At 65.9% G+C, this 23,294-nt stretch carries 26 protein-coding genes, 1 tRNA gene and 1 pseudogene; 22 read left to right on the top strand and 6 right to left on the bottom strand.

All coding sequences use genetic code 11. The features are described from left to right. Nucleotides 1–16: 16 nt before the first annotated feature. The 11 genes from EH209_RS04460 (at nt 17) to EH209_RS04410 (ending at nt 9,703) form a co-directional block, all read left to right on the top strand. On the top strand, nt 17–232 hold the full coding sequence (locus EH209_RS04460; protein WP_126661727.1) for a HalOD1 output domain-containing protein: 216 nt from the start codon (nt 17–19) through the stop codon (nt 230–232). A 152-nt stretch (nt 233–384) separates the two neighbouring features. Next, nucleotides 385–1,299, top strand: a complete 915-nt coding sequence (locus tag EH209_RS04455; protein ID WP_126661726.1) for a DMT family transporter — start codon at nt 385–387, stop codon at nt 1,297–1,299. 75 nt (nt 1,300–1,374) lie between these two features. After that, nucleotides 1,375–2,355: a 3-isopropylmalate dehydrogenase gene (leuB, locus tag EH209_RS04450; protein ID WP_126661725.1), complete on the top strand. Its 981-nt coding sequence runs from the start codon at nt 1,375–1,377 to the stop codon at nt 2,353–2,355. A gap of 244 nt (nt 2,356–2,599) precedes the next feature. Then, on the top strand, nt 2,600–3,373 hold the full coding sequence (gene glpR / locus EH209_RS04445) for an HTH-type transcriptional regulator GlpR (RefSeq protein WP_126661724.1): 774 nt from the start codon (nt 2,600–2,602) through the stop codon (nt 3,371–3,373). Then, the gene (pfkB, locus tag EH209_RS04440; RefSeq protein ID WP_126661723.1) at nt 3,363–4,271 is read left to right on the top strand and encodes a 1-phosphofructokinase; all 909 of its coding nucleotides are present in this window, start codon (nt 3,363–3,365) and stop codon (nt 4,269–4,271) included. Before glpR ends, pfkB begins: the two co-directional genes overlap by 11 nt. A 111-nt stretch (nt 4,272–4,382) precedes the next feature. Further along, nucleotides 4,383–5,546: a PTS fructose transporter subunit IIC gene (locus tag EH209_RS04435; protein WP_126661722.1), complete on the top strand. Its 1,164-nt coding sequence runs from the start codon at nt 4,383–4,385 to the stop codon at nt 5,544–5,546. A 45-nt stretch (nt 5,547–5,591) separates the two neighbouring features. Beyond that, nucleotides 5,592–6,062 carry a PTS sugar transporter subunit IIA gene (locus EH209_RS04430; RefSeq protein WP_049914466.1) on the top strand — a complete coding sequence of 157 codons (471 nt, stop codon included), beginning with the start codon at nt 5,592–5,594 and terminating at the stop codon, nt 6,060–6,062. Further along, entirely contained in the window at nt 6,062–6,355 is a 294-nt protein-coding gene (gene ptsH1 / locus EH209_RS04425) for a phosphocarrier protein HPr (protein ID WP_126661721.1), read from the top strand. The genes EH209_RS04430 and ptsH1 overlap by 1 nt, the downstream gene beginning before the upstream one ends. A 4-nt stretch (nt 6,356–6,359) precedes the next feature. Then, the gene (gene ptsP, locus EH209_RS04420; RefSeq protein ID WP_126661720.1) at nt 6,360–8,081 is read left to right on the top strand and encodes a phosphoenolpyruvate--protein phosphotransferase; all 1,722 of its coding nucleotides are present in this window, start codon (nt 6,360–6,362) and stop codon (nt 8,079–8,081) included. Then, a complete protein-coding gene (locus EH209_RS04415) occupies nt 8,078–8,521 on the top strand; it encodes a PTS fructose transporter subunit IIB (protein ID WP_126661719.1) in 444 nt (147 codons plus the stop codon). Before ptsP ends, EH209_RS04415 begins: the two co-directional genes overlap by 4 nt. A 96-nt stretch (nt 8,522–8,617) precedes the next feature. Beyond that, a complete protein-coding gene (locus EH209_RS04410; protein WP_126661718.1) occupies nt 8,618–9,703 on the top strand; it encodes an alpha/beta fold hydrolase in 1,086 nt (361 codons plus the stop codon). Nucleotides 9,704–9,709: 6 nt separating this feature from the next. Here EH209_RS04410 and EH209_RS04405 read toward each other — a convergent pair whose 3' ends face one another. The 4 genes from EH209_RS04405 to EH209_RS04390 form a co-directional block, all read right to left on the bottom strand. Further along, nucleotides 9,710–10,567, bottom strand: a complete 858-nt coding sequence (locus tag EH209_RS04405) for a hypothetical protein (RefSeq protein WP_126661717.1) — start codon at nt 10,565–10,567, stop codon at nt 9,710–9,712. 124 nt (nt 10,568–10,691) lie between these two features. Next, a complete protein-coding gene (dph5, locus tag EH209_RS04400; RefSeq protein ID WP_126661716.1) occupies nt 10,692–11,480 on the bottom strand; it encodes a diphthine synthase in 789 nt (262 codons plus the stop codon). A 66-nt stretch (nt 11,481–11,546) separates the two neighbouring features. Next, a complete protein-coding gene (locus tag EH209_RS04395) occupies nt 11,547–11,717 on the bottom strand; it encodes a hypothetical protein (RefSeq protein ID WP_229380101.1) in 171 nt (56 codons plus the stop codon). Between the two features lie 118 nt (nt 11,718–11,835). After that, nucleotides 11,836–12,294 carry a Rieske (2Fe-2S) protein gene (locus EH209_RS04390; RefSeq protein ID WP_126661714.1) on the bottom strand — a complete coding sequence of 153 codons (459 nt, stop codon included), beginning with the start codon at nt 12,292–12,294 and terminating at the stop codon, nt 11,836–11,838. A 126-nt stretch (nt 12,295–12,420) separates the two neighbouring features. Here EH209_RS04390 and EH209_RS04385 point away from each other — a divergent pair, with 126 nt between their 5' ends. Both EH209_RS04385 and EH209_RS04380 read left to right on the top strand, forming a co-directional pair. Further along, a complete protein-coding gene (locus EH209_RS04385; protein WP_126661713.1) occupies nt 12,421–13,503 on the top strand; it encodes a class I SAM-dependent methyltransferase in 1,083 nt (360 codons plus the stop codon). 84 nt (nt 13,504–13,587) lie between these two features. Continuing rightward, a tRNA-Thr gene (locus EH209_RS04380) sits at nt 13,588–13,661 on the top strand. Between the two features lie 98 nt (nt 13,662–13,759). Here the strand turns inward: EH209_RS04380 and EH209_RS04375 are convergent. Next, nucleotides 13,760–14,515, bottom strand: a complete 756-nt coding sequence (locus EH209_RS04375; protein ID WP_126661712.1) for an ABC transporter permease — start codon at nt 14,513–14,515, stop codon at nt 13,760–13,762. Nucleotides 14,516–14,641: 126 nt separating this feature from the next. Here EH209_RS04375 and EH209_RS04370 point away from each other — a divergent pair, with 126 nt between their 5' ends. The 7 genes and pseudogenes from EH209_RS04370 to EH209_RS04335 all read left to right on the top strand — a co-directional run bounded on the left by EH209_RS04370 (nt 14,642) and on the right by EH209_RS04335 (nt 19,497). After that, nucleotides 14,642–15,028 carry a CopG family ribbon-helix-helix protein gene (locus EH209_RS04370; RefSeq protein WP_008894349.1) on the top strand — a complete coding sequence of 129 codons (387 nt, stop codon included), beginning with the start codon at nt 14,642–14,644 and terminating at the stop codon, nt 15,026–15,028. Between the two features lie 895 nt (nt 15,029–15,923). Continuing rightward, a complete protein-coding gene (locus EH209_RS04360; protein ID WP_126661711.1) occupies nt 15,924–16,187 on the top strand; it encodes a hypothetical protein in 264 nt (87 codons plus the stop codon). A gap of 630 nt (nt 16,188–16,817) precedes the next feature. After that, on the top strand, nt 16,818–17,036 hold the full coding sequence (locus tag EH209_RS04355) for a MarR family transcriptional regulator (protein WP_126661710.1): 219 nt from the start codon (nt 16,818–16,820) through the stop codon (nt 17,034–17,036). Beyond that, a complete protein-coding gene (locus EH209_RS04350; protein ID WP_126661709.1) occupies nt 17,023–17,640 on the top strand; it encodes an HTH domain-containing protein in 618 nt (205 codons plus the stop codon). The genes EH209_RS04355 and EH209_RS04350 overlap by 14 nt, the downstream gene beginning before the upstream one ends. Continuing rightward, nucleotides 17,637–18,437, top strand: coding sequence for a 3-oxoacyl-ACP reductase FabG (fabG, locus tag EH209_RS04345; protein WP_126661708.1), 801 nt, complete (start codon nt 17,637–17,639; stop codon nt 18,435–18,437). Before EH209_RS04350 ends, fabG begins: the two co-directional genes overlap by 4 nt. Nucleotides 18,438–18,783: 346 nt before the next feature. After that, nucleotides 18,784–19,090, top strand: a pseudogene (locus tag EH209_RS04340) (FAD-dependent oxidoreductase); the annotation flags it as partial. A gap of 101 nt (nt 19,091–19,191) precedes the next feature. Then, the gene (locus tag EH209_RS04335; RefSeq protein WP_126661707.1) at nt 19,192–19,497 is read left to right on the top strand and encodes a putative quinol monooxygenase; all 306 of its coding nucleotides are present in this window, start codon (nt 19,192–19,194) and stop codon (nt 19,495–19,497) included. Between the two features lie 190 nt (nt 19,498–19,687). On the opposite strand, the gene EH209_RS04330 is transcribed toward EH209_RS04335, so the two are convergent. Continuing rightward, on the bottom strand, nt 19,688–20,245 hold the full coding sequence (locus EH209_RS04330) for an HVO_A0114 family putative DNA-binding protein (protein WP_126661706.1): 558 nt from the start codon (nt 20,243–20,245) through the stop codon (nt 19,688–19,690). A 201-nt stretch (nt 20,246–20,446) separates the two neighbouring features. Between EH209_RS04330 and EH209_RS04325 the strand changes: the two genes are divergently transcribed. Together EH209_RS04325 and EH209_RS04320 are read left to right on the top strand one after the other, a co-directional pair. After that, nucleotides 20,447–21,256: an SDR family NAD(P)-dependent oxidoreductase gene (locus EH209_RS04325; protein ID WP_126661705.1), complete on the top strand. Its 810-nt coding sequence runs from the start codon at nt 20,447–20,449 to the stop codon at nt 21,254–21,256. Between the two features lie 172 nt (nt 21,257–21,428). After that, nucleotides 21,429–23,291, top strand: a complete 1,863-nt coding sequence (locus tag EH209_RS04320; RefSeq protein ID WP_126661704.1) for a glycoside hydrolase family 15 protein — start codon at nt 21,429–21,431, stop codon at nt 23,289–23,291. Nucleotides 23,292–23,294 lie beyond the last annotated feature (3 nt).

Raw genomic sequence — 23,294 nt, 5'->3', positions numbered from 1 at the left:
CGCCCCGACGATCACGATGCACCCATCAATCGCCACGGCACTGTCACGTATCGTGGCCCGTGAGGGCTGTGATCGGACGGCACTGCCACCGGTGTACGAGGCAATCGACCCCGAGGCGCTGACCGCGGTGCTCGAGTCGAACGGGGACGTGTCCGTTCGCTTCGCATACGGCGACTACCGCGTCGTGATCGGCCCCGGGTCAGACGAGGTGGTGATCGACGAGGCTCGATAACGGCTCACCGACTTGAATCGCCAGCCGACCACCCGTCTCGAGTGCAGACGGGCCTGTCTCGAGTCGCTGATATGAGCCGTGCTGTCGTACCGAAAGCGGCAGGACCGTACCCAAATCGCGAGATATTTCGGCAACTGCCGATATCGTTCTCTATGTCTCGGTCCCTCGACGCGCCGCTTTTTGTGTTGCTCGCCGTTCTCTGGGGATTCTCATTTCCGGCGATTTCGGTCGGCCTCGAGTATCTCCCGCCGTTGCTCTTCGCGGCCGCCCGGTACGAAATCGCCGCCGTCCTGTTGCTGACGGCGGCTATCGTCCGCGTCGAGAAGTGGCTACCGACCGCCCGAAACGACCTCGCGGCGGTCGCGGGCGGCGGCGTCTTCCTCATCGCCGGGAACGGGCTGCTCTTCCTCGGCCAGCAGACGGTCCCCAGCGGCGTCGCCGCGATCCTACAGGGACTGGTACCGATCCTGACCGCGCTGTGGGCGATCCCGCTGCTGGGCGAGCGGCTCTCGGGGCTCGGGGCCGTCGGCGCTGCCGTCGGTTTCTTCGGCGTCGGCCTGGTCGTCCAGCCCGATCCCGGAAACCTCCTCGCGGGCGACACCGGCGCGCGGCTGCTCATCGTCGGACAGGTCTGTAGCGTCGCGCTCGGCGGCGTCCTGATCCAGCGGGCCGGCCCGACCCTCGAACAGTTGCCGCTGGTCGGCTGGTCGATGCTCGTCGGCGGCCTCGTCCTCCACGCCGTTAGCCTCGGCGCCGGCGAGGGACTGGGCGCCGCCGCGATCGGTCCCGCTTCGCTGACCGCCCTTCTCTACCTCGGGGTCTTCGCAACCGCCGTCGCCTTCATGATCTACTTCACGATCCTCGAGGAACACGGCGCGTTCGAGGCGGCGCTGATCGGCTACCTGGTACCGATCGTCGCGACCGTCGCGGGCGTCGTCCTGCTCGGCGAATCGATCGGCGCGCTGACGATCGCCGGCTTCGCGCTGGTCGCCGTCGGCTTCGCCCTGCTCAAGCGCCGAACCATCGCCGACGCGGTGGGAGTCTCGACGGGCGTCGGCAGTCCGTGATTCGAGGCGGTCACCGATCGCCGACGCGATGCCCGTATCGATACCCTCTTTTCGCCGCCGCAGAGAGGGGTGAGTATGACTCACGAGATCGCCGTCATCCCGGGCGACGGAATCGGACAGGAAGTCACTCCCGCCGCGGTCGACGTGCTCGAGTCCCTCGAGATCGACTTCGAGTTCACCGAAGCGGACGCGGGCGACGCGGTGAAAGAAGAAACCGGCGAGGCGCTGCCCCAGGAAACCTACGATCTGGCGGCGTCGGCCGACGCGACGCTGTTCGGCGCGGCCGGCGAGACCGCGGCCGACGTCATCCTGCCGCTCCGGACGGCCGTCGACTCCTTCGTCAACATCCGCCCCGCGAAGGCCTACCCCGGCATCGACGCCGTCCGACCCGAGACGGACCTGGTCTTCCTCCGCGAGAACACGGAGGGCGTCTACTCGGGGATCGAGGACCGGCTGACCCAGGACGTCTCGACGCTGACTCGCGTCGTCACCGAATCGGCCTCGGAGCGACTCGCCGAGTTCGCCTGCGACTACGTCGAAGACGGCGACCACGACGGCTTCACGATCGCCCACAAGGCCAACGTCATGCGCGAGACGGATGGCCTCTTCCGCGACACCGTCAACTCCGTCGCCGACGAGAACGGCGTCGAGACCGACGAAGTGCTGATGGACGCATTCGCGACGCGGGTCTGTCTCGACCCCGAACAGTTCGATGTCGTCGTCTGTCCGAACCTCGCGGGCGACGTACTCTCGGATCTCGCCGCGGGGCTGGTCGGCGGGCTCGGCCTCCTGCCATCGGCCAACGTCGGTCCCGAGCGCGGTCTGTTCGAACCCGTCCACGGCACCGCGCCCGACATCGCCGGCGAGGGCGTCGCGAACCCGGCCGCGACGATCGTCTCTGCCGCCATGCTCCTCGAGTACCTTGGTTACGACGAGGAAAGTGACCGCGTCCACGAGGCCGTCGAGGACACCCTCGAGAACGGGCCGCGGACGCCCGATCTGGGCGGCAACGCGTCGACCGAGGACGTGACCGACGCGATTATCGAACGATTGTAACCGGCACTCGAGTCGCGGGCGCTCGGTCGCGCGTTCCTCTCGTTCTTCGCAGGCTGATTTTCGTTTCTGTATTACGGTTCGTCGCTGTTTCGAACGCTCGAGACACGCATTTGGCGTCGAGAGTCCCTAGTCTGTTGCCGATTCGCGTTGTGTTCGTCCTTTACGATCAGAAACGATTACGAATTCCGGCATAAACAAATAAAACCGTGCAGGACGCAAGTAGATCAGAAGACCACCCAGGCACATGTTACCCGAACAGCGCAAACGGACGATCGTCGAACTCGTGTCGGAGCGGGACGGTTGCTCCGTCGAGGAACTGTCCGCCGAACTCGACGTCTCGAAGGCGACCATTCGGCGGGATCTGGACGCCCTCGAGGAGGAGCGTCTCGTCGAGCGATCCCACGGCGGTGCCGTCCCGGTGACGGCGGTCGGACGCGAGCAGACGTACGTCCAGAAGGAAGTCCAGAATCTCGAGGCGAAGACCGCGATCGGCGAGCGCGCCGCGACGGAGATCCACGACGGGCAGGTCGTCTTCTTCGACTCGGGAACGACGACGATGCAGGTCGCAAAGCGGGCGCCGACCGACACGGCGTTCATTCCGGTGACGAACTCGCCGCTGCTGGCGCTCGAGCTCGGGAAGAACGCCGACGACGTCAAGCTCACCGGCGGGACGCTCCGCCACCGGACGCGGGCGCTCGTCGGTCCCAGCGCGGAGGCGTTCATGGATCGGACGAACTTCGACCTGCTCTTTCTGGGGACGAACGGTATCGCCGGCGACGGGAGCCTAACGACGCCGAACGAGGACGAGGCCCGGATCAAGGAGCTGATGGTCGAGAGCGCCGAGCGGGTCGTCCTCGTCACGGACGAGACCAAATTCGGCGAGCGGAGCTTCGTCGAGTTCGCGTCGCTCGCCGACGTGGATGTGCTGGTGACCGACGCGGAACCGGCCGGCGAGATCGAGGAGGCCTGCGCGGCGGCCGACGTGACCGTCGGCGTGGAGGTGCCGGATGATCGCTAGCGTGACGCTCAATCCGGCCGTCGACTACACGGTCGAACTCTCCGAACCGCTGACCGACGGGGCCGTCGCCCGCTCCGACGAGCACCGTTACGACGCGGGCGGCAAGGGGATCAACGTCTCGAAGTACCTGACCGAACTCGGCGTCGAGACCGTCGCGACCGGCGTCGCCGGCGGCTTCCTCGGGCGCTCGCTCCTCGAGCGACTCTCCGCGGCGGCGATCGACGCCGACTTCGTCGAGATCGACGGCGAGACGCGGCTCAACACTACCCTCCTCGGCCCCGACGGGGAGTACAAGATCAACCAGAACGGCCCCCGGATCGCTCCGCCGGCGATCGAGGAGATCGTCGACACGCTCCAGAGACACGATCCCGAGACAGTCGTGATCGCCGGCAGCCTGCCACCGGGAACCGGCCCCGAGACGATCGACCGCCTGGCCGCGGCCGGCCCCTGGGAGACGGTCGTCGACGTCGGCGGGGCGACCCTCGCCAACCTCGAGGCCGAGTACGCGCTCTGCAAGCCCAACCACGAGGAGCTCGCGGCGGCGACGGGACGGCGCGTGGACGACGTGCAGTCGGCGATCGCGGCCGCCGAGGAGCTTCAGACGGCCGGATTCGAGCGCGTCGTCGCGTCCCTGGGCGCCGACGGCGCGATCATGGCGACGCCCGACCGAACGCTGTGCGCGCCGGCGGCAGACGTCGACGTAGTCGACACCGTCGGGGCGGGCGACGCCCTGCTGTCGGGCGTGCTCGCCGCTCGGGCCCGCCAGGAATCGGACGCGGTCGCGCTCAGATCGGGCGTCGCCGTCGCCTCCCGGGTGGTCTCGGTGTCGGGGACGCGAGCGCCGTCGCTGACGGGGCTCCGGGACGAACGCGAGTCGATCAGCGTCTCCGCGTACTGATCGCCGCCCCGAATATCCGATCGCAACTATATTTCGAATAAATTCAATCTAAAACAAACATATTCGAAACCACTTTTGCAGCCGCTGTCGAAGAACTGCGGCAGAGATAGCATGGAAAACGATGTAGAATCACGACTCCGCGCCCACCTCCTCTCGGTCAAGGAGGATCTGATGACGGGCGTGTCGTTCATGATCCCGTTCGTGACGATCGGCGGGATCTTCCTCGCGCTCGCGTTCATGGTGGCGGAACTGCCGTGGACGGCTGGCAACACCGAAACGGTGTTCGAGGAGACGGGGTCGATCGCGTGGTACATGGCCCAGATCGGCGATCTCGGGCTGACAATTATGATCCCCGTCTTGGGCGGGTACATCGCGTACGCGGTCGCGGACAAGCCCGGTCTCGCGCCCGGGTTCATCCTCTCGTGGGCGATCCAGCAGGAGGCGATCATCGAGGCCGCCGGCCTGGTCATCGGATTCGAAGCCAACGGGGCCGCCGCCGGCTTCCTCGGGGCGATCGTCGCCGGGCTGCTCGCGGGCTATGTCGCTCGCTGGATGAAGGGATGGTCGGTACCGTCGGTCGTCTCCCAGATGATGCCGATCCTCGTGATTCCCGTCTTCACGACGCTGCTGCTCGCCCCGATCGTCATCCTCGGACTCGGCGTCCCGATCGCCATGATCGACGACGCGCTGACGTCCGCGCTCGAGGGCATGCAGGGGTCGAACGCCATCCTGCTCGGAGCGATCCTCGGCGGGATGATGGCGGTCGACATGGGCGGCCCGATCAACAAGGTCGCGTACGTGTTCGGGACCGTCCTCGTCGCGGACCAGATCTTCGCGCCGATGGCCGCCGTGATGATCGGCGGGATGGTCCCGCCGCTGGGCCTCGCGCTCTCGAACTTCATCGCGCCCCAGAAGTACTCCGCGGAGATGTACGAGAACGCGAAGGCGGCCGTTCCGCTCGGCCTCGCCTTCATCACGGAAGGGGCGATTCCCTACGCCGCCGCCGATCCGCTCCGGGTGATTCCGTCGGCGGTCCTTGGCAGCTCGACGGCCGGCGCGGCCGCCCTCTGGCTCGGCGTGACGATGCCGGCGCCCCACGGCGGCATCTTCGTCGTGATCCTCTCGAGCAGCGCGCTGCTGTTCCTTGCCTGCATCGCGCTCGGAACGGCGGTCACCGCAACGGTCGCCACGCTGATCAAGCCTGACTACCACGAGCGCGTCGCCGGCGCCGAACCCGCGAAATCCGTAACCGACTCCGGACAGACGAACGACTGACTACCCGACGCAACCCTCACCGTTCAACACGATAGCGATCATACGATGACTGTGTCCGAACCCACAATCGACGCCGTACTGACCCCCGAACTGATCACGCTCGAGGAACCGCCCGCAGAGAAGGCGGCCGCGATCGAGTTCCTGCTCGACCGCGCGGTCGACGCCGGCCGCGTCACCGACCGCGAGGCGGCCCTCGAGGCGCTGCTCGCCCGCGAGGAGGAGACGACGACCGGCGTCGGCATGGGGATCGGCATCCCGCACGCGAAGACCGACGCGGTCGCCGAGCCGACCATCGTCTTCGCGCGCTCCTCGGCCGGCATCGACTTCGACGCGATGGACGGCGAGCCGGCGACGCTGCTGTTCATGCTGCTCGTCCCCGCCGAGGGCGGCGAGGACCACCTCGAGCTCCTAAGTTCGCTCTCGCGGGCCCTGATGCACGACGACGTCCGCGAGCGCCTCCACGAGGCCGACTCGAAGGCGGCGATCGAAGAGACGATCACGGAGGCGGTCGCGTGATGGAGCGCACCGTCACCGTGGTTCCCGAGGACGGACTCCACGCACGGCCGGCCGCGAAGTTCGTCGAGACCGCGAGCGAGTTCGACGCTGACGTGCGGGTCGCTCCGGCCGACGGGGACGACCCGGTCGACGCGGCGAGCATGCTCGCCGTGACCAGCCTCGGCGTCGCCAGCGGCGAGGATGTCCGGCTGATCGCCGAGGGCGACGACGCCGAGGCGGCCCTCGACGACCTCGAGGAACTGCTCACGACGCCCGAAACCGAGTCCGCGGCCGAATCGAGTTCGGGGACCTGAACCGATGGCCGCCAACGAGTCCGCACCGCGAGCGCACGAGGGAACCGGCGTCACGCCGCTGTCCGGCGTCGGCAGCGCCGTCTGGTACGATCCGAACGCCGACCTCGAGCTCGGCGAGCCGCCGGCGGCCGAGGCGGTCAATCCTGACACCGAGCGCGAGCGGTTCGAGGACGCCCGCGACCGCGCCCGAGCGGAACTCGAGCACGAGCGCGAACGGACCGCCGAGCGCGTCGGCGAGGACGAGGCCGCGGTGTTCGACGCCCACAAGCAGTTCGTCGACGATCCGCAGATCACCGACGGCGTCGAGTCGGCTATCGACGACGGCCTGCCAGCCGAGCACGCGGTCGAAACCGCCTTCGAGGACCCGATCGAGCAGTTCGAGGGGATGGACGGCCGGATGGCCGAGCGCGCCGACGACCTCCGCGACGTGCGGGACCGACTGCTGCGACTGCTGACCGACGCGGATCGCGTCGACCTCGCCTCGCTGTCGACCGGTTCGATCCTGCTGGCCGAGCGACTGACGCCGAGCGACACCGCTCAGCTCGATTCCGAGCGCGTCGCCGGCTTCGCGACGATCGAGGGTGGCCGGACCTCCCACGCCGCAATCTTCGCCCGCTCGCTGGGGATCCCCGCCGTCGTCGGCGTCGGTGAGGACCTCGAGTCGATCGACGACGGCGCCGACGTGCTGGTCGACGGCGAGGACGGCGCGGTGATCGCCGATCCGACGCCCGACCAGCGCGAGCGTGCGGCCGCAGGTCGCGACGTCGAGATACGCGAGGAGCCGGTCGCGACAGCCGACGGACGTTCCGTCGAGGTCGCGGCCAACGTCGGCACCCTCGCGGAACTCGAGGGCGCCGTCGCGCAGGGCGCGGACGGGATCGGTCTCTTCCGGACCGAGTTCCTCTTTCTCGACCGCGAGGCGCCGCCGGACGAGGACGAGCAGTTCGAGGTCTACCGCGAGGCGCTCGCGGCGTTTCCCGAGGGGCGGGTCGTCGTGCGGACACTCGACGTGGGCGGCGACAAGCCGATCCCCTACCTCGAGACCCCCGACGCGGACAACCCGTTCCTCGGCCAGCGGGGGATCCGCCGCTCGCTCGGTCCCGACGCCGACCTCTTCGAGACCCAGCTCCGGGCGCTGTTGCGAGCGGCCGCCGCCGAATCGGGGACGCTCTCGGTGATGTTCCCGATGGTGGCGACCGTTCCGGAGCTCGAGGCGGCCCTCGAGACGGTCGCGGACGTCGCGGCCGACCTCGAGTCCGAGGAGATCGAACACGAGCTGCCGGAGCTGGGCGCGATGATCGAGACGCCCAGCGCCGCCTTCATCGCTGAGGAACTGGCCGAGCGCGTCGACTTCCTCAGCATCGGCACGAACGACCTCACCCAGTACGTGATGGCCGCCGCTCGGGAGAACGAGCGCGTCGCCGACCTCCGGGATCCCTGCGAGCCGGCCGTCCTCCGGGCGATCGAGCGCACCGTCGCGGCCGCCGACGCCGGCGACGCCTGGATCGGGATGTGCGGCGAGATGGCCGGCGATCCCGACCTGGCGTCGCTGCTCGTCGGGCTCGGGCTCGACGAACTCAGCATGAGCGCCGTCACGATCCCCGAGGTGAAGGCCGCGATCGCCGACCTCGAGACCGACGCGGCCGAAGCGCTCGCGAACCGAGCGACCGACGCGGCCACGAGAACGACCGTGTACGAGCACGTCAACACCACCACAGACCAATGAAATTCGTCGCAGTAACGTCCTGTCCGACGGGTATCGCACACAGCCAGATGGCGGCCGAAAACCTAGAGCAGACCGCGACCGATCTCGGCCACGAGATCGACGTCGAGGTTCAGGGCGCCATGGGCCAGGAGAACGAACTCTCGAGCGACGCGATCGCCGAGGCGGACGCGGTGATAATCGCCGCGGACACGTCGGTGAACCGGGATCGCTTCGAGGGGAAACCGGTCGTCAAGGCGCCGGTGAAAGACGCCGTCAACGACGTCGAGGAACTCTTCGAGCGAGCGATCGCGGCGGCCGACGGCGAGGCGTCGAGCGCCGAATCAGCGCAGCCGGCGGGAGCGGCCGACTCCGGCACCGAGACGGCCGGTTCGGGCGCGCCGAGCCGGGGCGGCGATCCCTCGAAGGGACTGTTCGCCAGACTCAAACGACTCCTCTCCTGAGCGGGGCGACGTTGCCCGGCGTTCGCCTCGATGGTCCGCCGCGGTGACACTTCTGCAACACCGACACCTATCACAGTCGCCGTGATACCCCCGGCTATGCCTCGAGACGACACCCTCGCCGGCATCGAATCGCACGTCGCCGACACCGACCGCCTCGAAACCCACTACCTCGAGGCCGGCGCCCCGAACGGGGCCACCGAGGCCGACGGAACCGTCGTCTTCGTCCACGGGAACGTCTCCTCGTCGCGCTTTTTCGAAGACGTGATGAGCGAACTGTCGGCCGGCTATCGCGCCATCGCGCCGGACCTACGGGGGTACGGAGACTCCGAGACGAAGCCGATCGATGCGACGAACGGCCTCCAAGACTTCGAGGCGGATCTCCGCGCGCTATTTTCAGAACTGAACCTCGAGGAGCCCGTGACGCTGGTCGGCTGGTCGAACGGTGGGGGCGTCGCGATGCGGTACGCGATCGACAATCCCGAGTCGGTCGACTCGCTCGTCCTGGTCAACCCGCTCTCGCCGTACGGCTTCGGCGGGACGAAAGACGAGGAGGGAACGCCGTGTTTCGACGACTACGCCGGCTCCGGCGGGGGGCTGGGCAACGAGGAGTTCGTCGCGGGACTCGCCGAACGGGACCGCGGCGAGGAGGGTCAATCCTCGCCGCGGAAGGTCCTGCGGACGTTCTACGTCGATCCGAGCTACGTGTTCGACGAGGAGCGCGAGGAGTCGTACCTGACGGGGATGCTCGACACCGCGACCGGCGACGAGAACTACCCCGGCGACGCGGTCGAGAGCGAGAACTGGCCCGGCGTCGCGCCCGGGGAACACGGCGTGAACAACGCCATCTCGCCGAAGTACTGCGACCTCGAGGCGATCACCGATATCGATCCGGACGAGAAACCGCCCGTTCTGTGGATCCGCGGCGACTCCGATCAAATCGTCTCTAACGAGTCCGTCTTCGACGTGGGCACGCTCGGCCGGATGGGACAGGTCCCCGACTGGCCCGGCGAGGACGTCTTCCCGCCCCAGCCGATGGTCGACCAGACCCGTGCCGTCCTCGACGAGTACGCCGATTCGGGCGGCGAGTTCGAGGAGGTCGTCTTCGGGAACACCGGCCACGCGCCCCACATCGAGGTGCCCGGCGACTTCCGCGACAAACTCGAGGGCGCGCTGGACGGCTAACGGCGATCAGTCGAGCGGATCCGTCTGGGCTTTCGCCTCCGCTTTCACTCCGTCGGCTTCCGCTTCGTCCACCTCCGCCTCGTCGCGTTCGCTGCGCATCGTCCGGAGCGTCGAGAGACCCCGTTTTCGGGTGACGCCCTTCGAGAGGCGGACGCCGTCGAAGGTTCCCTCCCAGGACTCCTCGCTCACGCCGAGGTGGTCCATGTAGTAGGCGAAGGCGCCGAGCCACGCCAGCACGGCCGAGAGGACGAGAAACGAGAGCACGGAGACGACCCTCGAGGTGCCGGCGGCGCCGACCGCGATTCCGGCGGTGACGTAGACGAGCGAGGCGATCACCATGAGGACGGTGATCGTCGCGAACATGTCGTTGACGGCCGTCACCCGCGCGTTGTACTCGATCCAGCGGCCGTAGCTGCGCAGCAGGCGCTCCTCGAACTGCGCCGTCCCGGCTCGCGTCTCGGGGTCGGCTCGAGCCGACGCGAGCGCGACCTCGACGGCGTCGGTGTCGATGCCTCCCCGGAGGTTCGACGCGGTGTAGGTCACTCCGGCGAGGCCCGTCGAGACCAGCAAGAGCACCCCGCCGGCGATCGTAAAGAGGTTCGCGAAGGCCATGATGTGGATATCGGTCTGGAAAACGATCGAGCCGCCGGTGACGACCAGCCCGATCAGGAGGAGGTTCGCCTTCAGGATCTCGATGGCTTTGGCGTCGATCTCCTGGAGGCGCTCGACCTGGTAGTCGAACGTCCGCTGGAGTTCCTCGCGGGCGACAGCGACCGTCTCGGCGTCGAGGTCGTTCGTTCCGTCGGTCGCGGTGCCGATCGCTTCGTCACCGGCCGATTCGTCCGTTCGCTCCCGACCGCTCATGGATCAGGACAGCCGCCGGGGCCCTAAATAGCCACGCGTTCGACGCGCTCGAGTCACTGGCGGACGGACGAACCCGCTTGTGACTCGAGTCAGTTCGCCTAAGACGGCTCGCTCGTGTCTCGGATCAATGCGTCTCGAGTGCGTCCCGATCGGCGTCGGCGAGTTCGACCAGCGCGTCGGCCTCGAGGGCGTGACACTCGCCGGGAACGATGAGCAGGTGCAGCGGGTCGCCGAACTCTCGCTCGGCGAGTTCCGACATGGTTCCAGCCGCGACGAGCGGATCGGGGCTGCCGGCGCGAGCGACGACGACGCCGACGAGGTCGGGGTACTCTTCAGCGAGCAACTCGGCGCCGACGTCGGCGGTCATGTACTCGTCCTCGTCGGTGAGTTCGTGATCGACTTTGATGTCGAGGTAGACGACCGTGTGGAGGCCGTCCTCCCGGTTCGCGTCGATCGTATCCGTCACGCTCGCCGGCAGGCCGTCGGCGCCGTGAGCGTAGGGGAACGGGAGGGTGGTCGCCTTCCCGAAGCGGTAGTTTTGGAGCCCGGTCAGGGAACTGGCGGCCGTCTGGGCCGTGACGCCGTGGATCACCCGCGTCTCGATCCCGCGGTCGTGGGCCCGCAGGCGGAGGTCGACGTGGGTCGTCGAGATCATCGTGTCGCCAGCGGTCAGGAAGGCCACGTCCTCGCTCTCGGCGGCTGCGAGGATGTCGTCCGGGTGCTGTTCGACGCCCGCGCGGTCCCGAACCTCGACGTCGACGCCGTGGGCGGCCTCGAGGTCCGCGGCGGTCGCGCCGAGCAGTTTGCTGGTGTAGAACTCGGCGTAGGCGCGATCGGCGTTCCGGAGGGCGTCCCGGCCCTCGACGGTGATCGACTGCTCGTCGTAGAGTCCGAGGCCGATGAAGGTGAGCATGGGCGCTCGTAGTATCAGCGTCCGGAATACGCTTTCGAGACGGCGGTCACCGATCGCGACGCCGTCTCAGCGGAGCCGTCGGTACGCCCGCAGGAGCAGCGACGCGGCCGTTCCGATACCGGGGATTCGCGAGGAGAGCGCGGCCGCGACGAGGAGCACCAGGCCGCTTCCGCGGTGTCCCTTCGAGAACTCCCGTATCGCGTCTATCAGGGTCGTCACGACGCCGATCTTTCTCATCAGTCCCGATCGATCGTTCGTTGTCGACGACATCTGTATCGGGCTGAGCGACGACCGCGACGGGCAAAAGACGGCGGGTTGCGCTTGCCACGCGGAGACCGTCGGCGGCGAACGAGTCTCAGAATCCGATGTGAGAGGTCGAGGCGGGGCCGTCGTCGCCGTCGCTCTCGTTGTCGTCGATCCCACCCTCGCCGACGAACGTCAGTTCGTCGTCAGTGAGCACGATCCGGCCGTCGTTTCGGACCGAGATGTCGACCGACGGAAGCGTCGTGTCGGCGGCCTCGCCGTTGTCACAGTAGCCCGAACAGGAATCGAACATCGAGCCGTGTTTCGGACAGATGATCCGGCCCTCGCGCATCGGGACGCCTCGGCCCGTATCGAAGCGCTGGGCTTCGTGCGTACAGCGGTTGATCCACGCCTCGACGCCGCCGTCGGTCGACGCCTGCCCGCTGGCCGAGCCGCTCTCGTTATCGCAAGGAACGAGAATCACTTCGTCCAGTTCGCCGTACTGGTCCCGCACCGTGAACAGCCACGATCCCTTCTCGCGGACCGTCTCCGTTGTCGTCAGCTCTCGCATACCGACCAGTACCGGCGGCGGCCTGAAAACTGTCACTCCGGCGTCCGCGACTCGAGTCTCGATCGACGGCGTCCGACGGCGCGGCGAAACGTCACCGTTACGGCGGTTCGACGGCTTCGTTCGGGTATGGAAGTGCCGTGCGTCCGCGCGCCGCGCGAGGAAGGGGAAGCCACGCGTCAGCGACTCGCGGACGCGGACCTGATCGACGACGAGTACGAACTGACCGTCGACGACGGCAGCCTCTACATCCCGATCACTGACCCCGACGCGATTCCCGCGGAGTTCGAGGTCGTCTCCCGGACGCTCGAGGAGCGCGAGACACAGACGACGCCCGCGGACCTGCTCGGCTTCGAGCCGTCCTACGAGCGACTGGGCCGTGCGGCGCTGCTCGACGAGGACGACGACGAACGCGCCCGGGAGATCGCCGACGCGATCGTCGCGTCGGATCTGCCCCTCGAGACGGTCCTCAACAAGGCCTCGAAAGTGAAGGGGGAGACCCGCGTCCGCGACTGGGAACTGCTCGCGGGCGCGAACACGGAGGTCGTCCACCGCGAGTACGGCTGCGAGTTCCTGCTCGATCTCGCCGAGGTGTACTTTTCGCCGCGACTCGCGACCGAGCGCAATCGAGTCGTCGAACAGGTCGGAAGCGAGGCGCGTAGCGCCTCGGAAAACGCGAGCGGGCAGCGCCCGCGAGCGGCGGACGAGCACGTCTTCGACATGTTCGCCGGCGTCGGCCCGTTCGTGATCCCCATCGCGAAGCGCGGCGCCGAGTGCGTCGGCGTCGACGTCAACCCGGACGCCATCGACTACCTGCGGGAGAACGCGCGCCGCAACGGCGTCGAGGATCGGGTGACGGCGATCTGTGACGACGTCCGCAACCTCGTTGCGGGCTCGTCGCGCGAACGGTGTGAGTGCGACGGTGTTCGCGAGGTAGCGCCCGAGTACGAGGGCTGGGCCGACCGCGTCGTAATGAACCTCCCCCACAGCGCCGACGAGTTCCTCGAGGCCGCCGTCACCGTCGCGGGCGACAACTGCGTGCTCCACTATTACGACATCCAGCACGAGGACGACCCGTTCGGTCCCGGAGAGCGGGCGATCCGCGAGGCCGCCGAACCGGCGTACGACGTTTCGGTGGAGACAGAGCACGTCGTGCGGTCGTACGCCCCCCACGAACTGAACGTCTGTCTGGACGTTCGACTCGAGCGCTGACTCGAGGTACGAGATCCCATCGCACGGCCGTGACGATTCGCAATCCTTATGGCTGGTATCGGCCCTACAACAGAGTACACTCGCGCCGGTGTAGCTCAGACTGGCAGAGCGAATCCTTCGTAAGGATTAGGTCGAGGGTTCAAATCCCTCCACCGGCTTTCCTTTTGCGACGAACCGCTTCGCGACACCAGTCACAAAGTGGCAACTGAACACGGACTGGCGCTGAAGAGAGGACGGTGGTCAGGACCGGGAGTCCTCAGAAGATCCCGAGAATGAACGTCAGTCCCATGCCCACCAGCACCGTCGCCGTCAGCAACGGTAGGTACGGCGTGTACTGGTCGACCGTTTCGCGGTGGCGTTCGTAGCCCGCGATCAAGAGAAGCGTCGGAATGAGGATCGCAATGATCACGACCAGCGAATAAACCAGCATCAGTTCCAGGCAGTAGGCCGTCCCCGTACAGATCGCCAGAATTTGAATCGGCTCCTCGTGGGCGAACCCCAGCAGGAGGGCGGTCGTCCCGAGGGCCATCAATCCGCGTTCAGCGTCTTCGTCACTCAAATGACGATGTCCGCCGAACAGTCGCTCCCGAATCCGGGTCAGTCTCCCGCGCTGGGAGGTGGTCCCCGAATGGTTGTGGTCGTGTGAATGATCGTGTTCATGAGTGTGGGTATGGGCGTGGTCGTGGTGGGACTCATCGTGATCGTGACCTGACCCGTGTCCGCCGTTCCGATATTCGTGGATTCCCAGTAGAATGAGGATGATCCCTGCGATATATCGCATCCACGGGCCTTCGGCGAAGGCAGCGAAGCGACTGAACCAAAAGTACGCCACTACCAGTGCGACGCTGCTAATCAGATGTCCGACTCCGAGAACGAGTCCTGCGACCGCCCCGTAGAGCCACGTCCGCGAGCGATTCAACCCGTAGGTCGCAGCGATCGGCCACCCGTGATCCGGGAGCACGCCGTGGATAAAGCCGATCGTAACGACACCTGCAACGAGACCGAGATCCATGCGGAATCCTCGGGAGAGACGGCACAAAAATGCTGTTAGCACCGATTGAGGGGGATCGTAATACCACGGTCGGCGTGAAAAACCACAGCACCCATTCGTTCACCCCGCTAAGTCCGCTGTAACCAGATGCGTACCAGTTTCAATATTCCGGATGACTTACTCGAGGAATTTGATCAGACGTGGCAGACTGAGGGATTCGACTCCCGGTCACGAGCAGTTCGGGAAGCGATGCAGGAGTATATCGAGGCTCACACCGAACTCGAGACCGTCTCGGGCGAAGTGACAACCGCGCTTGCCTTCGATTATCAACACGAGCACGTGATCCGCGAACTCCACGACGTGCAACACGATTTTCAGGACATCATTACGACGACGAGCCACACGCACGAAGGCGATTGGTGTCTGGAAACGATTTTCTGTCGCGGCGAGGCGGCCCGCGTTCGCAAACTCGTGTATCGACTCCGCGATTTCGACGCCGTGGGGCAGGTGAAAGTCCTGTTACTTCGGTCTTGAATATCCCTGCAGTTGTTTCGAGTGGCCGGTTATCGACGAGACGAGCGATGTGAGTTCTCGATTACGCTGTCGCCGTCCGAGTGAAACGCAATGCCTCCAGAAACCCCCATCTCCGAACTCGACAACCGCCGCATTCCGCGACGGCGACCGCGTTCGAACGGCGGACTCGACGAGTCCGAATCCGTCTAGACAGGGACGACAAGGAAGACAGGATTGTTGATCGGCACATGTGCGCGTCGGCAGAATACACTCCGCTCGACGAGACGGATCGGAAAATCCTCCAACGCCTGCAGCGCGACGCGCGAAACGAAACCGGGGAGTAGATCGGCGTTTCGGATGGCACCGTTCGGAACCCCATCAGAAACCTCGAGCAACGGGGGATCATCGAAGGCTACGTTCCGACCATCAACTACGAGAACGCCGGTTATCAACTCGAGATCCGCCTCACGTGTACGTCCCGAATCATCAACCGACAGGAACTGGCGAACGAGACGCTCCAGATAGAAGGGGTGATCGAAGTACAGGAGTTGATGACCGGGCGCGAGAACATCGAGGGATGGCGGTGGCGCCGAAACACGACGACGTAACGCGTATCGCGCAGACGCTCGATACGCTCGGGCACCAGGTGGAGAGCGAAGAACTCCTCCAACACACTACTTTCGACCGTTCGATCACTTTGGGAGCGAATCCGTGGCCAACGACGAGAGCGAGCCGGATGCGAACCACGAACTGTCCTGAGCGAGTCGCCAGCTTCGGGTTTTGATGATCGTAACGCGATGCGATTTAGATAATCGAATAGAGTTTGGCTTCGATAATCCAAGTATCTGCGCCAGTTTGGTACGATAATAGAATAATTCAGAAAGAGTTTATAACTGTCGAGTGGATTGAGGGTGGTATGGAACGTAGCCAGCACGCGATCACTCATCCCACTGGAAAGCAGTTTTCGCTGGTCACCAACGCCGCTCTGTTGAAATTTCTTCTGCGGTATCGGAGTATCGAACCGGACGCTCTCGAGGCGGCTATCCACTGGACGGGCGCGAGGACGATATCCGTCGAATCTTTGAGAGATGCTGGTACCGGCGGACCCGACGGCACTGTTCGAGTTTCTGTGGAGAACAGCGGCGCAGGAGTTCGGATAGAACCGGCGAGAGGAAGCTGATTGACGGTCTGTATGGACACGTACATTGAGTGCGACGAGTGCGGCTTCGTGCTCCTCTCTGAGAGCGCTTCCGAACCGCTCCCGAAGCGGGTTGATTCGTGCCCCGACTGTGGCGGAACGAGTTTTCGATTCACCGCGGGCTAACTGCGTATCCGACGGTGCTCGCCCTCGGGAGATTAGTGCGGCGCGATTCGAGTGAGGGCATCCACGCCACATTCGTGCATCATCAGGCAGTAAACACCAAAATTGTTTGGGAGTACAATTTTCCCGATCGAACGTCTAGAAGCGATCGCAGGGAATCCGGATCGAGATCCGGGTTCGCCCACCGCGGTTGGCCGCAGTCGACGGCCACTCGTGGACATCATCCACTTCCGACCGGACCGATCCGTAACGCAGTCGCGCCGAGAGCGGTCGCTCTTCTCACGAGACGCCGATACACCTCCGCTATCGCTTTCTCGACAGATACGTGATTTGATGAAACAATCGATCCGGCGGAAATTATGTCACGCTCGAGAGGCCGATATTATGCATGAATAATAGCCAAGAATACCGCTGGCTGCGTACGGCCTATGGTGTATGGGACCACCTCTCAATCATCTTTATGTGTCGGTTCGTTGCCGTCGTCCATGGATGATGTCCACAACCGAACACCAGCCGACAGTACCGGACGAATTCGACGCGCCGCGGACGAAGCTCGTGTATCTCTCCGTGCTGGTACTCGAAGAGGCGACGGTGTCCGAACTCCAGCAGCTGCTGGGACTATCGAAATTGACACTTCTGCCGATTCTGCGATCGCTCGTCGAGGAGGGCCGCGTTCGGTCCACGGAGGTCGGTTATGCCTGCCGGTGAGATCGAATCGCCATTCGCGCCGGTCCTCAATATCGATTCGGCCGCGAGTCTCCGGGTCGACTGTTACGTCCGAGGGAGCGTTCCGCCGGCCATCACGGCGACCATCGACGACGTCGTCGAGCGGCTCCGAGACCTCGACGAACGCGACGTGATCGATGACTACCGTGTGACCCACTGGCCGCCCGAGTACCGCTCGACCGCCGGATCGACCGGTGAAAACGGGTCGAGCCGCGACGAACTCGTCGCCGAGTTCGAACGCTGGGCCGCCCGGAAGGGCCACTCGCTCGAGCCGGCGTTTCGCCGACAGGCGGTTCCGCCGTCGCCGTTCGACACCGACTCCGACGAACCGCGCGAGCGAGTTCGGGTTCCGGTCGTCGCGCTGGCGATCTCCGAGGTCGAAGAGGACGCGACGATCGCAGACGCCGTCGACGCGGACGCAGCGTCGATTCGAGGCGTCGTCCCCTATACGGAACGGCCGTCGGCGGAGCGGTCGCGGACGTACACCGTCAACGACCTGCTCGCGACCGTCGAAGCGAACGGAAACGACGTTCGCCCGGGGACGCACCAACGCGAGGGGCCGACACCGCTGGAGGGTCGCCAATGAGCGTGGAGACGGCCGACCGGCCGGCCGAGTTGGAGCGTCCGTCCCGCCAGCCGCTCGCGGGGCGAACGTGTCTGGTGACCGGCGGCTCGCGCGGGATCGGACGCGGCATCGCTCGAGAACTCGGGCGGTACGGCGCGACCGTGATCGTCAACTACCGCTCCTCGGAGGCCGACGCCCACGCGGTCGCCGACGCGATCACCGAGGCCGATACCGACGGCACGGCCCATCCGGTACAGGCCGACGTCACCGACCGCAGTGCGGTCGACACGATGCACGACGCGGTCGCCGACGCGTTCGGCCCGATCGACGTCCTCGTCAACAATGCGGGCATCACGGCCGACCGCACGTTCGCGAACATGACCGCCGAGGACTGGCACCGCGTCGTCGACGTCTCGCTCAACGGCGCGTTCAACTGCACGAAGGCGTTCTACGACGACCTCGAGGCCGCTCCGAACGGCCGGATCATCAGCGTCTCGAGCGTGATCGGCAAGCAGGGGAACGTCGGTCAGGCGAACTACGCCGCGGCCAAGAGCGGCCTCTTCGGCTTTACCAGGTCGCTCGCGCTCGAGTTGGCCGGAACGGGGACGACGGCCAACTGCATCGCGCCCGGTTTCACGCGGACAGAGATGATCGAGTCCATCCCCGAGACCGTTCGGGACGACTTGCGCGAGGACATCCCGCTCGAGCGGTTCGCGACCGTCGAGGAAATTGCCGGGCTCGTCCGGTATCTCGCGAGCGAGCAGTCGGGATACGTCACCGGCGAAGTTATCGACGTCAATGGCGGGATCGACCTCTAAGCGGCGGATCGGTGTCGGACCGATTGCGGCGGTCAGCGAGAATCTCGACAGTGCTCGTTTTCGAACCGATAGATCTGGTGGGTCGCTGTCCGGTACGGATGGCCGATCGACGACCGGACGGCGGGCGGTCCCCGCGGCCCGTGCCTCAATGACCGCGGGGCACCACTGCAGTTCGCCGTTGCAACCCGGCGAGCCGGGTTTCCATCCCCGCGACCGCGACGGTCGCACACCGGAGCTACCGGTGCGATCGATGCTAGTTCGGTCCCCTCTAAAACGGTTGAGAGGGTGTGCACGACGCCTGCACAGTCGCGAGGATCAGCTGCACGAACGCGAATCCAACGTCGGGTCGTCCGGCTTCGATCCGGTCAGCGAGACGGTCGGCATGAAGTCGCGCGGGCTACTACCTCGACCGGGGGAACCGTGACGATCACGTTGACCGCGAATCGGGACTCGGGACGCGTCCTCGGTACGAGTCTCGTCAGCGAGTACGGGAAGGGACGGTCCACCGCAGTCACGCGATCGTGGCGGCGGTCACGGAGCGCGCTACCGTCTTCGAACTGGAGAACTACGATCTTGCGTACGCGCCGCCGTTTAACACGGCATGGGATCCGGTGTCAGACGACGCGAAGGTGCTCGGCGACGAACAGCGGTAACGAATGCGAGAACCGTCGGCGGCCATTCGATGTTCGACGGGATGCACGACGGACGCACACCCGGGATAGAACTTTTTTGTTCGTCGGTCGAAGTCCGTGCGATGCTCGTCATTCACGCGACGTTTCCAGTCGATCCGGACCACCGCGACGAAGCCCTCGAACTCGTACAGGACCTCGCCGAAAGCTCCCGTGAGGAAGACGGCGTCGTCGACTATCGGGTCGCGACGGACGCCGAGGATCCGAACGTGTTCCGGTTCTTCGAACGATACGAGAACGAAGCCGCCTTCGGTGTGCACGCGGAGACCGACCACTTCGAGGCGTTCGAAGACGCGCTCCCGGAGTTGCTTTCGGGCGACCCGGAGGTCACTCGATTCGACGTCGAGTCCGCGTCGCCGGTCGAACTGTAACCGGCAGGACGCGGTTCTCTCGTTGCTGATCGGAATCCGTAGTCTAACGCGTTCGTTACTCCTGTCCGGCCGCGAAGCGGCCAGCGACGACGGCGGGTCCGAAACGGTGTCCAGACGGTCGTCTGTCTCGTCGAGGCCGTGTCGTTTCGCGAGGGAGGTCGGCTCGTTGTCGCTCACCGTGAGCGTGTCGTTATACTTGATCTCTCTCGGAGTCGTCGGTGTCGTCCCGATCGACGATGATCTGACTGCGCTCCGTCTCTGGATCGTCACCCTGTACCAGCAGCGAGACCTTCTCCTCGCTGAGATCGTCGATCACGTCGACGGCCTCGATCATCCACGTGTAGAGGCCGAGCTTGAACTGTCGGCGGACCGCGTCGACCGACCGGTGCGAGTAGACGTTGACGCGTCCCCCGTCGGAAAGGACGCGCGACTGTTTCTCGACGATGCCGAACTCGACCAGATCGGTGAGGTGTCTGGTGACGACGCTCCGATCCCGGTCGACCATCGATGCGAGTTCGTTGACGGTGATCTCCGGTTCGGCCATCAGACACCGACAGATCTCGAGTTCGGTCTCGGAGATCCCGAAGACGGTCCGCATGAGACGCTTCTCGTCCGGCGTTTCGATCGGAACGGTGTCGTCGACTTCCGTCATCGACTCGTCACAGCACGTCATCGCCGCGCTGCCCAGCTGATAGTCGCCACAGGACTCACAGCGGTACACCGCGAGTTCCACGTCGGAAGATACCATTGACGCCGATACACCGGCCCCGCAGTAAAGGCTTTCAGCCGTCGCGAGGACCGATCATCGGCGACCGAGGATCGCAGTAGGTCCGGGCGGCTGGCTCCATCGCTGATCGATACCTCGGCTACACTCTCACTCGAAACCGACTGTGTGCGATCCGCCCACAGCCGGTAGGGGCTTTTCCCCCAAGGAACGATAGCGTGCGCGATGCCAGTAGCAGACGAACCTCGAACGACGGAGTCCGTTCGCGATCACTCCAGCGTCGCCGGTGAGACGGCCGTTGTGACGGGCGCCTCGAGCGGTATCGGCCGGGCGATCACCGAGACGTTCGTCGCGGACGGCGCTGATGTCGTCATCTGTTCGCGAACGCGGGACGACGTCGAGGCCGTCGCGGACGAACTCAACGGGGCGGACCTCCCCGGGTCGGTCCATCCCGTCGAGTGCGACGTCACCGATCGCGACTCGGTTGAGGCGCTCGCCGAGGCGACGCTCGAGGAGTTCGACGCCGTCGACCTCCTCGTCAACAACGCGGGCGGAGCCGGCGACGGCGGACCACTGCAGGAGGTAGAGCCCGAGGGCTGGGAGGGGGTCGTCGAGGTGAACCTCACGGGTACGTACAACGTCACCCGCGCGTTCGCCGACGCGCTCCGGAGCGACGGCGGAGCGATCGTCAACACGTCCAGTATGGCCGGTCGCTACGGCGTCGCCGGAATGGGTCCGTACAGCGCCGCGAAGGCGGGGGTCAGCGTACTCACCCGAACGCTGGCCGCCGAGTGGGCCGAGGATGACGTTCGCGTGAACGCGGTCGAGCCCGGGTTCATCGCGACGCCGCCCGTTCGCGAGGCGTACGGCCTCGACGAGGTTCCGGACCGAGAGCCGGTCGCTCGAGAGTTCGGATCTCCCCACGAGGTCGCCGACCTCGTCCGCTTCCTCGCGAGCGACGCCGCCTCGTTCGTGACGGGACAGACCCTCGCGCCCACCGGTCCGCCGAACACGTTCGAGCCGCCGGAGTTGTAGTCCGAGACAGCGAGAGCGGGCTCGCACTGCCTACCGCGAGAGCGGCGTTCGGCTCGAGACTCGGTCCCTGCGCGGTTCGCTTTTTTCCTGTTCGTCGTCGAACGGTGTGCCATGCGCATCGACTCGCCGCTCGATCGCGTTTCGTTCCCCGGTCCGGTCCGAGCCGCAGGTGATGTCGGTGACTGAATCCGACGCCTATCCGCCGATCGAGACCTACGGTGTCGTCGGAAACCTCGAGACGTGCGCGCTCGTTGCGCCGGACGGCTCGATCGACTGGTTCCCGTTTCCCCACCTCGAGTCGCCGAGCATCCTTGCCGCGATCCTCGACGCCGAGCGCGGGGGCCGCTTTCGGATCGCCCCGACCGACTCCTTCGAGACTGAGCGGCGGTACGTCGACGACACGAACGTCCTCGAGACGACGTTCCGGACCGACGACGGGACGGTGACGGACTTCCTGCCGCCGGCCGGGCGGACCGACCACCCGAAGAAGGTTCTCTACCGGAAACTCGCCTGCGCAGACGGGAACGTCGAGGTCGAGATCGAACTCGAGCCGCGGTTCGATTACGGCCGCGCGGAGACATCGATCGAACGGGTCGACGGCGGCGTCCTCGCCGAGGGCGACGAGGAACGGACGCTGCTCGAGAGTCCGATCGACCTCGAAATCGACGACGATCGCGGTCGGATCACCGGCGAGGCGTCGCTCGAGGCGGCCGACGAAGCGTGGTTCATGCTCCGGTGTACGGGCGCCGAGGACGCGGATACGGACCCGGACGCCGCATTAGCCGAGACGATCCAGTTCTGGACCGACCGGGCTCACGACTGCGATCCCGAGGACGACTGCGCGTTCGAGGGACCGTGGCACGACGCGGTCGTTCGCTCCGAACTCGTCCTCAAACTCCTGACCCACGCCGAGTCGGGCGGGATCGCCGCCGCCCCGACCACCTCGTTGCCCGAAGACATCGGCGGCGTCCGCAACTGGGACTACCGATTCAACTGGCTCCGGGACGCGGGGTTTACCGTCCAGGCGCTGATGAACCTCGGTACCGCCGACGAGGCGGTCGACTACTTCGACTGGTTCATGGACCTCTGCCAGACCGACGATCCGGCGGCGATCCAGCCGCTGTACGGCCTCCACGGCGAATCGACCCTCGAGGAGCGGGAACTGGATCACTTCGAGGGCTATCGCGGGTCCCGTCCCGTGCGAATCGGCAACGGGGCCGCCGAGCAGCGCCAACACGACACCTACGGGGAACTCCTGCTCGCCGTCGACGAGATGCGCCAGTACGGACGCGAACTGGACGCCGACGAGTGGGTGCGAATCCACGATATCGTCGAGTACGTCCGCGAGATCTGGACTGAGCCCGACGCAGGTATCTGGGAGGTCCGCGGCGGAGACGATCACTTCGTCTTCTCGAAGGCGATGTGCTGGAGCGCTCTCGACCGGGGGCTCTCGATCGCGATCGACGGGGGCCACGACGCGCCGCTCGAGGAGTGGCGGGACGCTCGGGAGACGATCCGAGGCGACGTCCTCGAGAACGGCTACGACGACGAGACCGGCGCATTCGTCCAGTCCTACGGATCGGACGCGCTCGACGCAACCGGCCTATTGCTCCCGGTCGTCGGCTTTCTGCCCTTCGGCGACGACCGCATTCGAGGGACGATCGACGCGATCGAGACGACGCTAGTCGAGGACGACGCGTTCGTCCGGCGATACGACGGCGACGACGGTCTCCCGGGAGACGAGGGGGCGTTCGTCCTCTGTTCGTGCTGGCTGATCGACGCGCTCGCGCTCTCCGGGCGCGTGGAGGAAGCGCAGTCTCGATTCGAGACGCTGCGTTCGTATCTGAACCCGCTCGGACTCGTCGCGGAGGAGATCGACCCTGAGACCGGTGCGCATCTCGGGAACTACCCGCAGGCGTTCAGCCACATCGGGATCGTCAATAGCGCCCTCTATCTGGGCTACGCTCGCGGGCTCGAGACGCCCGGGCCGGCACCGATGGGGATCCGACTTGGCGACCCGGTCGTTTCGTCGTAAGTT

The organism is Haloterrigena salifodinae (assembly GCF_003977755.1).
GTDB lineage: Archaea > Halobacteriota > Halobacteria > Halobacteriales > Natrialbaceae > Haloterrigena > Haloterrigena salifodinae.
This window is presented reverse-complemented; position numbering and strand designations above follow the sequence as displayed.